The 16,481-nt window shown below is 38.3% G+C and carries 10 protein-coding genes; all 10 read left to right on the forward strand.

From position 1 onward, the window contains the following. The first annotated feature begins 570 nt into the window (after positions 1-570). The 10 genes from RHO12_11680 to RHO12_11725 all read left to right on the forward strand — a co-directional run bounded on the left by RHO12_11680 (position 571) and on the right by RHO12_11725 (position 15,668). The gene (locus tag RHO12_11680) at positions 571-2,871 is read left to right on the forward strand and encodes a filamentous hemagglutinin N-terminal domain-containing protein (protein WVD66013.1); all 2,301 of its coding nucleotides are present in this window, start codon (positions 571-573) and stop codon (positions 2,869-2,871) included. Positions 2,872-3,284: 413 nt separating this feature from the next. Further along, positions 3,285-5,651, forward strand: a complete 2,367-nt coding sequence (vgrG, locus tag RHO12_11685; protein ID WVD66014.1) for a type VI secretion system tip protein VgrG — start codon at positions 3,285-3,287, stop codon at positions 5,649-5,651. A gap of 1 nt (position 5,652) precedes the next feature. Further along, positions 5,653-6,573, forward strand: a complete 921-nt coding sequence (locus tag RHO12_11690) for a hypothetical protein (GenBank protein ID WVD66015.1) — start codon at positions 5,653-5,655, stop codon at positions 6,571-6,573. A gap of 19 nt (positions 6,574-6,592) precedes the next feature. Then, entirely contained in the window at positions 6,593-10,816 is a 4,224-nt protein-coding gene (locus tag RHO12_11695; GenBank protein WVD66016.1) for a hypothetical protein, read from the forward strand. Positions 10,817-10,842: 26 nt separating this feature from the next. Further along, positions 10,843-11,685: a hypothetical protein gene (locus tag RHO12_11700; GenBank protein WVD66017.1), complete on the forward strand. Its 843-nt coding sequence runs from the start codon at positions 10,843-10,845 to the stop codon at positions 11,683-11,685. Positions 11,686-11,707: 22 nt separating this feature from the next. Next, positions 11,708-12,559 (forward strand): hypothetical protein, encoded by an 852-nt coding sequence (locus RHO12_11705; GenBank protein ID WVD66018.1) that lies wholly within the window; start codon positions 11,708-11,710, stop codon positions 12,557-12,559. Between the two features lie 22 nt (positions 12,560-12,581). After that, positions 12,582-13,445 carry a hypothetical protein gene (locus RHO12_11710; GenBank protein WVD66019.1) on the forward strand — a complete coding sequence of 288 codons (864 nt, stop codon included), beginning with the start codon at positions 12,582-12,584 and terminating at the stop codon, positions 13,443-13,445. Positions 13,446-13,467: 22 nt separating this feature from the next. Beyond that, entirely contained in the window at positions 13,468-14,325 is an 858-nt protein-coding gene (locus RHO12_11715; GenBank protein WVD66020.1) for a hypothetical protein, read from the forward strand. Positions 14,326-14,347: 22 nt separating this feature from the next. Continuing rightward, positions 14,348-15,205 (forward strand): hypothetical protein, encoded by an 858-nt coding sequence (locus RHO12_11720; protein ID WVD66021.1) that lies wholly within the window; start codon positions 14,348-14,350, stop codon positions 15,203-15,205. A 22-nt stretch (positions 15,206-15,227) separates the two neighbouring features. Continuing rightward, positions 15,228-15,668, forward strand: a complete 441-nt coding sequence (locus tag RHO12_11725; protein WVD66022.1) for a hypothetical protein — start codon at positions 15,228-15,230, stop codon at positions 15,666-15,668. Positions 15,669-16,481: the final 813 nt, after the last annotated feature.

Consider the following 16,481-nt stretch of genomic DNA (forward strand, 5'->3'; position numbering starts at 1 on the left):
TAATAGAAATTGCATCAAGGGGAAAGGGTTTTGAAGGTAATTTTTTAATGGTAAGGGGTCATAATGGGAATGGCCCTATCCTAAAAAGGCTACAAGCAAAACTACCAAAAAACCTAAAAGGCTTTTGAGGGAAAAAGCATTTTAATCGCTATAAACAAAATAGTTTCAAGTTGTTTTATGCGTAAAACAAGCCGACACCATTAACCCAAAGCCCAATGCAACGTATTGGGTTTTTTATTCTCCAACTCGCGCTTTCTTTTTCTGCAATAACCGTTCAATTCTTAGCATATTTTTGTCTACCAACCAATCAAATTAATAATTGTAAAATTGTTTCACTTTGAGTCATTTTTGTAATAATATTCGCACTTTTATGATGGCGTTAAGATTAATGAAAATGTCCATATAAAATCAATATATTAGATAGGCGGGTTATTCGCTTGCCGATTTATAAACCGAAAGGATTTAAAGCCCATGATGTCACCTTGGGGTTTAATATAAGCTTTAGTTATTAGGTGACAAACTTAGTGTAACTCGTTACACGAGTAAACACAGATACAAACGGAATCAATTATGAATAAACATTTTTATCGCATTATTTTTAACAAAGCGCGCGGCATCATGATGGTGGTAGCGGAAATCGTTAAGCGTCACCAAGGTGAAGGGCGTAGCAGCCAAAAAGCCACCAGCACAACTAGCCGTGATAAAGTGACTGCCGCATTAAAACCACTGAGCTTTTTAACTTTTGTGGCTCTCGGTATGGTTAGTGTCGTAACCCAAACTCAGGCCAGCACCATTATTGCCGATAACAACGCTGCGCAGTCACAGCGCCCGACTATTATCGAGCGTCCAAATGGTCCAACGGTAGTCAATATTCAAGAAGCGAACGGAGCAGGCGTTTCACACAATAAATACAACCAATTTGATGTATCAAAAGAAGGCGTAATTTTAAATAATAGCGCGCAGTCATCAAACACTCAGCTTGGTGGCAATATTGCCGGTAATAGTAACTTAGCTAACTCTGGCGGTGCTAAAGTCATTTTAAATGAAATTAACTCAGCTAATGCCAGCCAACTGAACGGTAAAATCGAAGTCGCTGGGCAAAAAGCCCAAGTGGTTATCGCTAATGCAGCGGGGATTACCTGTAATGGTTGTGGCTTTATTAATGCGGATAGAGCAACCCTGACTACCGGTAGCGCTATTATCGGTGAGGACGGTGATTTACAAGGTTATCATGTTGAACAAGGTAATATTACCATTAATGGTGAGTTTGATAGCCGTGAACAAGATTATACTGGTTTAATTGCTCGCACAGTAAATATTAATGGTCAACTATACGCCAATAACCTAGCAGTTGTGGCGGGTAAAAATAAAGTCGAACATGAGATATCTACTAATTATAAAGGAGACGCCTACGATAGCGTCACAGTAGAAAAAATTTATAGTGATGATGCTAAACCGCAGTTAGCGATAGATGTTGCCGCTTTAGGTGGAATGTACGCCAATAAAATTAAAATGACCAGCACTGAGTCAGGGGTGGGTGTGCGTAATGCGGGAACACTGGGTGCGTATGGTGATAAACAAACTATTTCTATTGCAACGACAGGTAAAATCACCAATACTGGTAAGATGTATCTAGCTGACCCTATGCAAGGCAATACACTGGAATCTAATGGCAATAAAATAACCATTAACAGTAATTCGAACAGTTTATCGATTTATTCATCGAAATATGTCGGTGATGTTCCTCTTTATGGTGAGAATGATATACAAGCTGAAGAGGGTTATTATCTTACTAGCCAGAGGTGGTACAATAATGGTATACGCGTTTATACCAATGATGAGGTGGTCAATGAAGGAGAGATTAGTATTGCAAGCAGTGATACTGAATTTACAGCAATTGAACTTGCTGCCAAAAAAGGCGTTATTAATAGCGGCACGATTATAGGTAAAAATGATAATGTCCGTGTTTATTTAGAAGGTGCAGAAAAATTTTATAATAGTGGGACTATTTTTGCCGGCAATCGATTAGAAGTGGCTTATAGTGATATCTATAACTCAGGTACCATGACCGCAAATAGACTGATAAATTTTAATGACGGTCATCACTATGGTGGAGAGCAAGGTGTCGCTCGAATGGTCAATACTGGCGATATTATTTTTCTAGCTCAAAACCAATTATATTCAGATTATTCGATGGGGATTGAGGTCAAAGATTTTTATAACGAAGGAAATATCATCAGTAATGTGGATATGGATCTTGTTGCTACTAATTTTAATAATAAAGGTAATATAAAGTCATATGGCGACATGTACATAACTACTGCTGACATGATTTATTTAGAAGATGATGACGCGAATACACTTTATTCAAATGAGGGTAAAATTGTTAATAGTGGCACGATAGAGGCGGATAAAGACCTACTTATTGCAGTCAATATGTTAGATAACTCTGCTAATGGCAAAATAAGTAGTGGTGGGGTACTTGGCATCGGGAAATATCTAGCATTTGGCATAATTAGTGACGCTTCTGGAAAATTGATTGACTATACTATAAGTGTTACGGGCAAATCCCAATCAATCAACAACCAATCAGGCACCATTGAAGCAAAAGGTGATTTAACGATTAATGCTGAGCAAATTGATAATAGCGGAAAAATCAAGTCAGCTAACAATATGAACCTTGCGCTAAATATGCTCAATAACACAGACGGTACAATATATAGTGGTGGAGCCATTAATATAGGCAAAGACCTTAATGAAGACGGAACAATCACAGGCAGAGCCACAATGGTCAATAACCTATCAGGCTCGATTGAAGCGGCAGACGATATAACGATTGATGCTTTATATTATCTGTATAGCACTGATTAAATCTAGCTAAGAGAGCATTACCCGTTTTGCTATAAGCTGTCAAATCAATAGCAAAACGACAAAAGGTAACGCTCATGCTTAACGCCAAAGCCCAATACAGTGTATTGGGCTTTTTTATGTGCAAATTTCAGTCGTTTAAACGCGGCGTGGTGTTTATTTAATCACCAAACGCTAACTTCGCATTTATTTTCATATATTGGTCATCTCATGGCTTGATGGGCGCTATGCGCAAAATAGTGTTGCGCTGTTCGCTTACTCAGTAGCGTTACTAAGTCATTGTCTAACTAAAATAAAGAGTTGCCAATTGGGGCAAAATATCGTAATTTTACTATTTTACGTTTTTGCTTTAAAAATGTAATCGTAATGGAATAAAGCAATAATAAAAATAGAATAAAGATAAAAGGAGTTACCCCATGGCCAGCCGTCTTGATACTGCATTAGATCCACTTACCAACGCACTTAGCGCCCAGCAACATAATAAGTACGCAGTGACGCTGTCAGGCTTATCATCCGCGCTCTCGGTCTTATCGGTACACGGTAATGAAGCCCTCAATCAGCCTTGGCGTTACGAGATTATTGTCACGAGTCTTGACCCGCATATCTCGATCGATAGCGTGCTTAACCAGCCAGCCCAGTTTAGCTTCTTAGCTCCCAACTTACTTGAGCAGGTGACGCACATTAGCTCACTCGATAAACCGGCCATGCCGCGCACCTTATATGGCGTGGTGACTGAGTTTAGTCAGCTATCGGTTAATAAAGATCAAGCGCATTATCGGCTGGTACTGCAGCCACGACTGGCGCTATTTGCTAATGACCACAACAGCGCGATTTACCAAAACCAAAGTGTGGTCAGCGTGGTGGAAGCGGTGCTGCGCCGTCATGGTTTTACTGGCGTCGATTACCGCTTAGCGTTAAAAGACAGCTACCCAGCCCGGGAGTTTATCACCCAATGGCAAGAGAGCGACCTGGCGTTTATTCAGCGTTTACTGGCCGATGTCGGTATATGGCTACGCTTTGAAAGTCACGCCGAACACAACTGTGATGTATTAGTATTAAGTGATTACGAACACGGTTTTGAGGACGTCGGCAGTCTTGGTTACACGTTACCGAGTGGCATGGCGGATAAGGCGCGTGATAGCGTGTGGGAGTTACAGTTTGCCAGCAAAAGCGTAGCGCGTCAGGTGATTGTCCATGATGACAACTACCGCGAGGCACAAACCGATAGATACTCATTAGTTAACAGCCAACCAAAACTTACCACCACCGCCGGCACTGATTACCGCTATGGTGAGCACTTTAAACGTAAAGGCGATGACAACATTATTGAAAGCGGCAGTTGGTATGCCAAAATTCGCCATCAGCAGCAGATTAGTGAACAGATTATTATTCACGGTAAGGCCAATGACTACCACTTAGCCCCGGGGCAACGGCTGATTATTAGCGGTAGCCCGATCAACGGCATCAGTGAAGGGATAGTGATTTTATCGACCAAGTGCTATGGTGACCGCAGCGAGGCCTATCACGTTAAGTTTACTGCTATGCCGTATAACGTATTAAAGCCGTATCGCCCGGCACCGTTACCGTGGCCGCAAGTGACCGGCACACTGCCAGCGCGGGTGACTAGCCCGGATAATGACACCTATGGCTATATTGACACCATGGGGCGTTACCGAGTTAAGTTTGATTTTGACTTAAAAACCTGGCGCAGCGGTGAAGAGAGCTTATGGGTGAGGCTGGCAAAACCGTATGCTGGTGACACTTATGGTTTTCACTTCCCCTTAATCGATGGTACCGAGGTGGCTATCGCCTTTACCGATAGTAACCCAGATAGACCGTATATCGCCCATGCCATGCATGACAGCACACATCCTGACCCTGTCACGACTATCAATAAACACCGCAATGTGCTGCGAACGCCAGCTAACAACAAACTGCGGATGGATGATAAACGTGGGCAAGAGCATATCAAACTGGCGACTGAGTACGGCAAAAGCCAGCTTAACCTTGGCCACTTAGTTAATCAAAACAGAGAGCAACGCGGCCATGGCTTTGAGCTGCGCAGTGATGAGTGGGGCGCCATTAGCGCGAACAAAGGTTTATACCTAAGCGCACAAAGCGAGCCACAAGCGCAAGGTCAGCAGCTCGATATGCAAGGTGCGATTGCTCAGCTGGAAAACGCCTTATCGATTGCCAAAGCGCTACAAAATGCCGCGAATACCGCGCAGGCACACCCCGCTGATATCGACAGTCAACAGCAGCTACAAAGCGCACTCAACCAGTTAACCGAAGCGGGCATGATTGCTTACGCACCAGCCGGTATTGGCTTAACCAGTGATGAAAATATCCAGCTCTCCAGTGGCAACAGCATCAGCCTAACCAGTGAGCAGCAAACTGATATTAGCGCGCTAAAAAACATCACCTTAGCCTCATCTGAGGCAGTCGGTATCTTCGCTCATAAAGCGGGCATCAAGCTACTGGCTAACCAAGGTCAAGTCGAGCTACAAGCCCAAAACGATGCCATGGCTATCGCCGCCAAGCAAGATGTGACGATTGACAGTGTAGACGGCAGTATTACCATTACAGCGAGTAAAGAGATAGTACTCATTAGTGATGGCGCCTATATTAAAGTGGATCCTTCTGGAATAGAGCTGGGCACATCGGCTAATGTCACCATAAAAGCGGCAGCGCTGCAAAAAATGGGGCCGGCGACATTGCAACCTGATGAGTTAGAGCTTAAAAGCAGTGAATTATCGATTAAGCCGTGTGCAGAGATAAGCTAAGATGTTAAATAAATTAAATGCTTATGAACACTATTTTAAGTACCGCTACTTATTGGTAGATAATTTGGTGGCGTTACAAGATGAAAGTCCGCTTTCACAGCGCTCATTACGTAACACGGTTGGTGAAAAAAATATCGCCAATGTGCTACGTAGCGACTTATCCCATGACCCAAAGGTCTGCCCAACCTTAATTACCCTTGCCGAGCCTGCCAAGTATCTTGAAAAGGCCATAATAACCGATATTACTGCGCAAGCTTCGCTAGAGTGTTTATGGCCAAAGCGCTATCTCTGTGCGGTTATTATAACTGAGCTAGCGCCCAAAGCGCTGGCTGAAAAGCTGGTTGCGATTGGCGATAAAATAGCGGATAGCGCACAACTGCCTTTTTACCCTTTTTTTGAACCCTTTCGGCTGGAACTGTTACAACAGGTTGCCACTCTTGAAACCCAAAACGGGCTATCAGCGCAATTATCTGCCATTGAAGGCTATTATTATCCTTCTATTCATCAAGGCCTATTAACGCCTTACCCCGTTGCGATTAACGATGAGGTAATTGATACTAACTGGAGCCGTGCGTTAGTTGACTCATTAACGCATTTAAAGCTGACACAAACGCTGGTTATTGCCTGGGCAAATAGCCGCACAAAACCAGCAAGCCAGCAAGGGTTGCCGCTTGCTAATGGTATTATTTTGCAATGTCATCATTTGGTTGAACAAGCGATTACGCTAGGTTTAACCAATAGTAATGATATTTTATTCTGGGGCTTAACTAGCCTTAGCGTTAACGTCGATTTTGCCAAATATGAAGAGGCGCTCACCCTGATAAAACAGGCTAAACACTCGCCCGGCACGTTATCGCAAGGATTTATTGATACCCCAAAATCGGTCTGGGATAACATTATTCTACGCGATAAATCGCAGTAGAGGGGGATAAGGACATAACATGAAACACAATCAAGCCACCGCCAATCAATGTGCCGCTGATGCGGAAGGAAAGTGCGCTGCATGTCAGCGCCATGGACTAAAAGTCTTTTTACTGCGCCAAGCGATTATCGCTAAAAATAAAACAGATGGCTCACCTAATGGTGAACCGATTTATCTTGAGCTAGCGCACTATATGGCGCAGCTTAATTTTACCGGTAGAATGCCTGATGAAACACTCAGCGACTACCAGTATATTCTTAGAACCATTCGTGATGGTTATGTGTATGTGATGCAGCAACATGGTACGGATAGTGCTAGCCGAGTCATAGAGGCTTATGAGTCAATTGACGGCGCGTTGCGCAGAAAAAATGCCTACAGTTTACCTGGTAGCAAGCCAAGACCGTTACCTAAAGCGTGCCGTAATTTGCATCATTCAGTGCCGGCTGCATTTATCCACCTTGATGAACAACAATATACCGAGGCCTGGATTGGCTATAGCCAGCGGCCGTGGTCAAAAGAGACGATTGATGGCTACCTTACCGAGCAAGATGTAACGGCTTTATCACGCTTTAGCCACGTTGATTTAACCACGTTCAAGCAAGACCAGTCGGCCGCAACGAATAATCGAGCGGTGCCTTTTGCCGATATTTTTGGCTATTTAGGTGACAATAACGTTAGCCCACCGAGCAAAGTGCTGGAATTTCGCTTTGCGAAAGATTCGTTACCGTATTTTGACTCGGTTGACGGATTTAACAGCCGCCAAGCCGAGCGAACACGCTATGCCAGTCATGTCCATGATTTATATAAAAAAGATAAGAGCGTTAGCTCATCAGCGATTGTGATAGAGGATCTGTTTGCTATTGCCGAAGAGTTAAATGGCCAGCGGATTAAATTTTGTGATTACTACTTTAATGCCCCAGAGCCAACTATTATTAATGAGCCCTATGAGCCACTTTCCGCAATGGGGCGATTTAATAAAAATTCACAAGATAAATATTTTGAAGCTCGGGCTAAAAACATCCTTAAAACAGTTAATCCAGAGCTAAAAAAGCTTGCATACTTTAGCGATAATATTTTTAAAAAGCGTTTAATTAAACTCTATACTGATAAATATATTAATGGCATGAGGCAATCCTATGATAGCCAAATCATTAAAGAGCAACGAGTAATCGATATTGAACGAGCCCGATTAATTGCTGACTATAATAACCAAGCTAATCATCAATCTGCGGCAAGAAGAGTGAGCCCATCTCAAGCTCATATGCAAGCATCTAACAAAAAAACGTATTTAGAAAAGCAAAAAAAAGAGAAAGTAGGTGCATTAACTGATCGTATTAATCAGCAACGCGTAGATGAATTTGAAAAAGAGCTACAGCCGTATTATGACAAGCTACTTGAGCATTACAAAAAACATGCCGTAGATTATTATACTTATACACGCTGGTTATTTGGTCAAGCAACTAACAAATTATTAGCAAATAAAAAAAATATATCAACCTTTGCAGCAACACAGCCAAGTTCTTTTGAGCTAACTCAGTTTTGGCGCCGTGAGTTTAATTTTAGCTTAATTGGTGATAAAAACTTTAATTTAACCCTTATTTATAAAATACTCTATTCAGGTACTCAGCTTACCTATTTAGATGAACATTATGCCCTTTGGGACGAGTTACAAAGCAATCCTGAAAGTATTTTGTATGTGGTGTTATATCAAGATAAATCAGGTTTTAATTTACTTAATAAAAGCTTTAAAAACATTGGTACTGATGAAGCAGTCAGTGTTAGCGACATTGTAACTAATTTGATTTCCAATATTGGTTCTTTAGTGATAGGCATTGATGCTGAAAAATTGAAACCCTATGAAAATGAAATAGCCATACGAGAACAGCAACTTGCAGAAATCAATGGTGCAAAAATTTCATTACAAGAGGACATGGTTTTACAACAAGAAGAGCTTAAAAAGCTCAAAGAAGAGTATCGGCAGTTAAACCGGCAAGCTCTTTCAGAATCAGAAATCAATAGATTGAGGCTTAAAATTAATGAATTACGCGAGAGCTCAGCATTAAATCGGGTTTATTTAGAGCGTATTAATGAGGGGCTAATTCAAGTTCAAGAAGCCATTAAATCGACGAAGATGGATATGGAAACAACAAAATCGAGCAATCAGTCATTAATAAATGAACGTACTCGATTAACACAATTTGAAGCGGTTCACACTAGGCTGACAACCTTAATGACTGAGGAAGCCGCTCAGATATTAAAAATCAATGATAAACAGATGATTAGCTCTAGATTGGTGCCGCTCCATGGTATGCAATACTTAGCTAATAAAGGCGTGTTTAGTATTGAGTTTCAAGCGAAAGCAAGAATCGGTACGATTGATGTATTATCATTAAAGTTAGCCGAAATGCAGATGATGCAATTTCGTGATGTCAGTCAATTATCTACTGCGGAACGTTTGGTATGGCAAAAATCTATGCCCATATCTTATCAAGAACTGAGCGCTGAAGGTAAAATGGCTAATTTTAAATTTACTCTTAGTTTCAATAACCCTGAAATTTATCAACTTTTTATTACGTTTTTAAATGAACAAGGTATCGCTAACGGTAATGTGTTAAATCCACATCAATTAAATAAATTTATTACTGAGAAATTACCGGCTAAATTACAACAACACTTTGCTAATCAATTGAATTCGGTTAATCAAGGCGTCAGCCAATCAGCCGAGAAAATTAATGAACTCAATGCTGAAACAGAGGCGCTGACCGCTGATTTAGCCAAATTAGAGCAAGAGCAGTTTAAAGTATCTGCGACGAGCGAACAGCTAAAACAAGATGCTAACATTAACGATAAAATCTATAAACAACAGACCGATCTTCATCAAGAACGACATATAAAGGAACTAGCCTATAGTGTAACTAAAGGTAAACTGTATCAAGATTTAGAAAAGTTACGACAACAAACGACAGCAAATGTGCAGCACCTACAACGATCACTCATGATTAATGGTGCAATTAATGGCTTTGTCGGCTATTTAACGATAAATAGCATTATCGACAATATTAAGCAACTTAGCACAATGCAACCCGCCGAAAAAGAGTATCTTAATGAGAAGGCACTACTGACTAATATAACTTCGCTAACGATGACTACCATTGATATGATCGCTCAGTCGGGGATCCTCTACTTAAATAGTCGGCTTTTAACGCAAATAGAGGCAAAATCCGTTAATTTATTAGCCAAAACCACCGCGAAAATCGCGATTATGGACGGCATTAGTTTTGGGGTAAACCGTATTTTTGCCGGGATAACCATTTATAATGCGTTGGCTGAAATTGGCAGTAGTTTTTTAATGGGGGATATTGAAAATAAGGAATATCACAAAAAAAGAATAGTAGGCGGTATTTTGGAAGTGTTTGGTGCGGTAGTGCTGCTTGGTTCTAGCCCTTTGGCTATTATTGCAGGATTGTTATTAGTTCTTTTCGGAAATTATTTGGTTGAAGAAAGCTATGCTTTAGATAGATGGACGCCGATAGAGCATTGGTTAAATCGGATTCAATTTGGTCAACAAGCCGAATTGGCCTATTTTAAGTATGATGCTTACGGTGAAGAAACCTCGCTAGCAAAATTTGGTTATGCTTTAAATGATTACTTTTTGGCCATTGAAGGGATTGATGGCCTAATATCATCGAAACCGACGCTGGCTAGGTTTGACCAACTCGGCGCAGCAATGAGTGCGGGTGACATTGATGTTGAGCTTTATCTAGCAATTCCTAATTTTGCTTTTCATAAACCACACGACTATATTATTTGTGAAGTGGTGTTTGCTAAAGATTCACATAGCTTAATTACACTCTATTATTTTATTAATCAATCAACTGTGCGCCAATTACCAACTGTAACGCTATACCCTAAAACATCTAATTTTGATATAGGTACCTCGTTTAGTTATAATCAGCAAGAGCCAACTGAATCAATACCAACTCAAATTTATACAATCAGGGAGCTTGAGCTGGAGGCTGATGTTGTTAGTTCAAATCAGCTACAATTGCAACTGAGACCAAATAAGCAAGAGGCCATAGAACAAAATCGCCAAGTGGGTGACGAGGGGACATTATTAGTGGTGAAAAAACCGATAGCTAAGGCGAATCAATTAAGTCAAGTAGAGTATGGATTAACGATACTCTATTATCAACCAGATAGCGATGAACTACCCCTAGTGATAAAGAAAACCGGCAAACTATAACGCAGCCAATAATAAGGAGAGATTAAATGCCATCAAAATACCAACCCCAGTTATTTGGCTGGTTTGCTGATTTGGATAAAGGGGCTTGTTACCGCTCTGAGCTTGATGAAGAACTGATTTATACAAATAACACATTTTGTATGATAAGGCGATTAGGATTTGAAGAAAGAATTTTATATGGTCTTCTAATTTCGATTGCTTCTATTCTTGGTCTTCTTGGTCTTCTTGGTCTTATTGATCTTATATTTTATGTTATTCAAAAATCATTTATGGATAACACTGAGATTTTTTTATATATAATAGCTTGCATTATTGTATTTCTATTAATCTATTGTTTATTACTCCCAGAACTATTTAGAACTTTTTTTTCCCCTAAAGATAGCCCGATTGTTTTTAATCGTAAAACAAATAAAGTCTATATTAACGAAAGTGAATTTTTTAGCTTTAAGCCTAGATTCCATCCTAAGTATTTACTACATCCGCGTAAAAAGACTATTAAAGAGTACGACTGGGCTGATTTACATGGTGTTGCGATTTCAAACTATTCCAAAGTGTCAAAAAATACCATTATGTTAATGGTCTGCAAGCCAGGGACTTATGAGGTTGAACGGCATATTATTTTAGACCATGGTCGCTCGGGGTTATTAAATTTATCTCGTTGGGGTTGGATTAATAATTATCTGGTGGATTATGACCTGTATGATGAACACGGTGAAGGGAAATTAGTTAACTTAGCTTATTACGAACAACAGACAGCCGATGCGGACTTAACCGTTTATGGCTGGCCGCAGTGGATGCTAGAGGCATTTAATGCCAATTCACTCGAGGAGCTTACGCAAATAAAACAACAGCATGGTATTAAGGAATAACAATGGATAGGGCAGCTTAGTTATGTCATCAAAATACCAACCCCAGTTATTTGGCTGGTTTGCTGATTTGGATAAAGGGGCTTGTTACCGCTCTGAACTAGATGAAGAACTGATTTATACTAATAACACATTTTGTATGATTAAGCGCTTATCAAATAGTGAGCGGTTATCGTATGGTACATTATTTTCAATGATTTTTATTCTAATTATGTTTGTTTTCTTTTTTTCATTATTTTGTTTTATTTTACCTAAAATTTCATCATCATTTTTCAATACAGATATGAAAATTTTTATGTTATTTATTTTTATTGATATCATTATTATTATTTCGAGTTATAGTTTATTCATCCCAGAACTATTTAGAGTTTTTTTTTCCCCGAAAGATAGTCCGATTGTTTTTAATCGTAAAACCAATAAAGTCTATATTAACGAAAGTGAATTTTTTAGCTTTAAGCCTAGATTCCATCCTAAGTATTTGCTACATCCGCGTAAAAAGACTATTAAAGAGTTCGACTGGGCTGATTTACATGGTGTTGCGATTTCAAACTATTCAAAAGTATCAAAAAATACCATTATGTTAATGGCCTGCAAGCCAGGGACTTATGAGGTTGAACGGCATATTATTTTAGACCATGGTCGCTCGGGGTTATTAAATTTATCTCGTTGGGGATGGATTAATAATTATCTGGTGGATTATGACCTGTATGATGAACACGGTGAAGGGAAATTAGTTAACTTAGCTTATTACGAACAACAGACAGCCGATGCGGACTTAACCGTTTATAGTTGGCCACAGTGGATGCTAGAGGCATTTAATGCCAATTCACTTGATGAACTTACGCAAATCAAACAAAAGCATGGTATTAAGGAATAACAATGGATAGGGTAGCTTAGTTATGTCATCAAAATACCAACCCCAGTTATTTGGCTGGTTTGCTGATTTGGATAAAGGGGCTTGTTACCGCTCTGAGCTTGATGAAGAACTGATTTATACTAATAATACTTTTTGTATGATTGGGCGATTTAGGCAAAATGAGAGATTACAACATAATATTTTATTTTCACTAGTTTTTGTTCTGTGTGTATTTTTAATTATTGGTTCTTTCCATTCTTTTATTTATAAATATTTTTTATATTTTAACTATAGTTCTTATTTAAGAATTGGGAATGATATTTTTCTAATAGCAATCCTTATGAATATAATTTCTATCTTTTTATGTTATTGCCTTATTCTCCCCGAACTATTTAGAGCTTTTTTTTCCCCGAAAGATAGCCCGATTGTTTTTAATCGTAAAACCAATAAAGTCTATATTAACGAAAGTGAATTTTTTAGCTTTAAGCCTAGATTTCATCCTAAGTATTTACTACATCCGCGTAAAAAGACTATTAAAGAGTACGACTGGGCTGATTTACATGGTGTTGCGATTTCAAACTATTCAAAAGTGTCAAAAAATACCATTATGTTAATGGCCTGCAAGCCAGGGACTTATGAGGTTGAACGGCATATTATTTTAGACCATGGTCGCTCGGGGCTATTAAATTTATCTCGTTGGGGTTGGATTAATAATTATCTGGTGAATTATGACCTGTATGATGAACACGGTGAAGGGAAACTACTTAACTTAGCTTATTACGAACAACAGACAGCCGATGCGGACTTAACCGTTTATGGTTGGCCACAGTGGATGCTAGAGGCATTTAATGCCCGTTCACTCGAGGAGCTTGCGCAAATCAAACAACAGCATGGTATTAAGGAATAACAATGGATAGGGCAGCTTAGTTATGTCATCAAAATACCAACCCCAGTTATTTGGCTGGTTTGCTGATTTGGATAAAGGGACTTGTTATCGCTCTGAGCTTGATAAAGAACTGATTTATACAAATAATACTTTTTGTATGATTGGGCGCTTATCTGTCGAGAATAGATTATTTTCTGGCATTTTATTTTCCTTAGCTTTTATATTAACCATTCCAATTATTTATATGTCTATAACTGATTTTATTTATCCTTTGATATTTTCTTATACAAAAATGCCGTCATTTTTTTTTAAAATATGTTTTGTATTTATTGGTGGGGGATTAATTTGCGTCATTGCTAATTACTGCTTTGTGATCCCTGAACTCTTTAAAACTTTTTTTTCCCCTAAAGATAGCCCGATTGTTTTTAATCGTAAAACCAATAAAGTCTATATTAATGAAAGTGAATTTTTTAGCTTTAAGCCTAGATTCCATCCTAAGTATTTACTACATCCGCGTAAAAAGACTATTAAAGAGTACGACTGGGCTGATTTACATGGTGTTGCGATTTCAAACTATTCCAAAGTATCAAAAAATACCATTATGTTAATGGCCTGCAAGCCAGGGACTTATGAGGTTGAACGGCATATTATTTTAGATCTTGGGAGGTCGGGATTATTAAATTTATCTCGTTGGGGTTGGATTAATAATTATCTGGTGGATTATGACCTGTATGATGAACACGGCGAAGGGACATTACTTAACTTAGCTTATTACGAACAACAGACAGCCGATGCTGACTTAACCGTTTATGACTGGCCGCTGTGGATGCTAGAGGCATTTAATGCCCGTTCACTCGAGGAGCTTGCGCAAATCAAACAAAAATATGGTATTAAGGAATAACAATGGATAGGGTAGCTTAGTTATGTCATCAAAATACCAACCCCAGTTATTTGGCTGGTTTGCTGATTTGGATAAAGGGGCTTGTTATCGCTCTGAGCTTGATAAAGAACTGATTTATACAAATAATACTTTTTGTATGATTGGGCGCTTATCTGTCGAGAATAGATTATTTTCTGGCATTTTATTTTCCTTAGCTTTTATATTAAGCATACCTCTTTTTTATATTATGTTATTCTCCTTTACATTACCTTTATTTTTTTCTTATTCAGATATCCCATCTGATTTTATAGAATTATCATTTTTATCCATAATAGTATTAATACTTTGTATTGTTGCCGATTACTGCTTTGTTATCCCCGAACTATTTAGAGCTTTTTTCTCACCCAAAGATAGCCCGATTGTTTTTAATCGTAAAACCAATAAAGTCTATATTAACGAAAGTGAATTTTTTAGCTTTAAGCCTAGATTTCATCCTAAGTATTTACTACATCCGCGTAAAAAGACTATTAAAGAGTACGACTGGGCTGATTTACATGGTGTTGCGATTTCAAACTATTCAAAAGTGTCAAAAAATACCATTATGTTAATGGCCTGCAAGCCAGGGACTTATGAGGTTGAACGGCATATTATTTTAGACCATGGTCGCTCGGGGCTATTAAATTTATCTCGTTGGGGTTGGATTAATAATTATCTGGTGAATTATGACCTGTATGATGAACACGGTGAAGGGAAACTACTTAACTTAGCTTATTACGAACAACAGACAGCCGATGCGGACTTAACCGTTTATGGTTGGCCACAGTGGATGCTAGAGGCATTTAATGCCCGTTCACTCGAGGAGCTTGCGCAAATCAAACAACAGCATGGTATTAAGGAATAACAATGGATAGGGCAGCTTAGTTATGTCATCAAAATACCAACCCCAGTTATTTGGCTGGTTTGCTGATTTGGATAAAGGGACTTGTTACCGCTCTGAGCTTGATAAAGAGCTGATTTATACTAATAACACATTTTGTATGATTGCTCGATTAAATAGTAATTCTAGATTAAAACATGGTATTTTATTTTCATTAGCCTTAATACTTTGTTTATTTTTTATTGTAGGGACATCTCATTCATTTATTTATAAATATTTTTTATACTTGGACTATAACTCTTATTTAAGAATTGGTAATGATACTTTTATACTGGCTATAATCATGAACATACTTTTTTTTATTGCTAATTATTGTTTTATTATCCCTGAGCTTTTTAGCTCCTACTTCTCACCCAAAGATAGCCCGATTGTTTTTAATCGTAAAACCAATAAAGCCTATATTAATGAAAGTGTACCGTTACATTAGCAGAATTAGCGTATTATCAAAGAACAATTCTGAAGTTTTGATTTTGATACCAACAATAAGCCTTATTGATGTTTAGATCTAAACTGGTAAGAAAATATAATGCACAAAAGAATAGTGTGTAATAAATATCAAATCAAACTAAATTTAAAAATTAATGGCACACCGAATGGTATACTGATTATTTTAATTTTTTTATTTCATTGATTCTTATATTGATTTTGTTGAAGATGGCGGAAGCGCAGAAAAATTAGGCTTCGCCGACCTTAACTCTATATTATTGATTATATGATATATTTTCATCTTAAACAATTCTTATAAAATATTGGTGGACGTTTTGGTGGACGTTCAAATATAGGACTCGCTTCTAGTAAAATAATATTATTTTTAATCAAAGTCAAACCTAAGTTTTGAGTGTTAAAAATTATTTATTGGCTAACTATTTTAGCTTCTCCCTCGATGGGTATTAGTTGTCTTGTCACGAGATAATATCCTTAGTTGGTGGTTTATCATACCACTAAGAATATCTCCAACAAAAGTATACCGTTACAAGTTTTTCAATTTGTTATTTTGTAATTCTCGACATAGGCTGTCAACCTTAGCATCACTTTCATGGTGCTTAATCACTTTAATGATTCATTATTCGTTGAATCGTTTTTTCATAATGAGATCTCCTCATTTGATTAATTTCACTGGAAATCTTATTTTAGTAATGGTATTTATTTTGGGGAATATGTCAGAAATTCTTATTCAGAATAATTATGTGTAGCGCATCTATTTCAGTTATAACATTTATAATGTATATTTAAATAATTA

This window comes from Orbaceae bacterium lpD02, assembly GCA_036251875.1.
Classification (GTDB): domain Bacteria; phylum Pseudomonadota; class Gammaproteobacteria; order Enterobacterales; family Orbaceae; genus Orbus; species Orbus sturtevantii.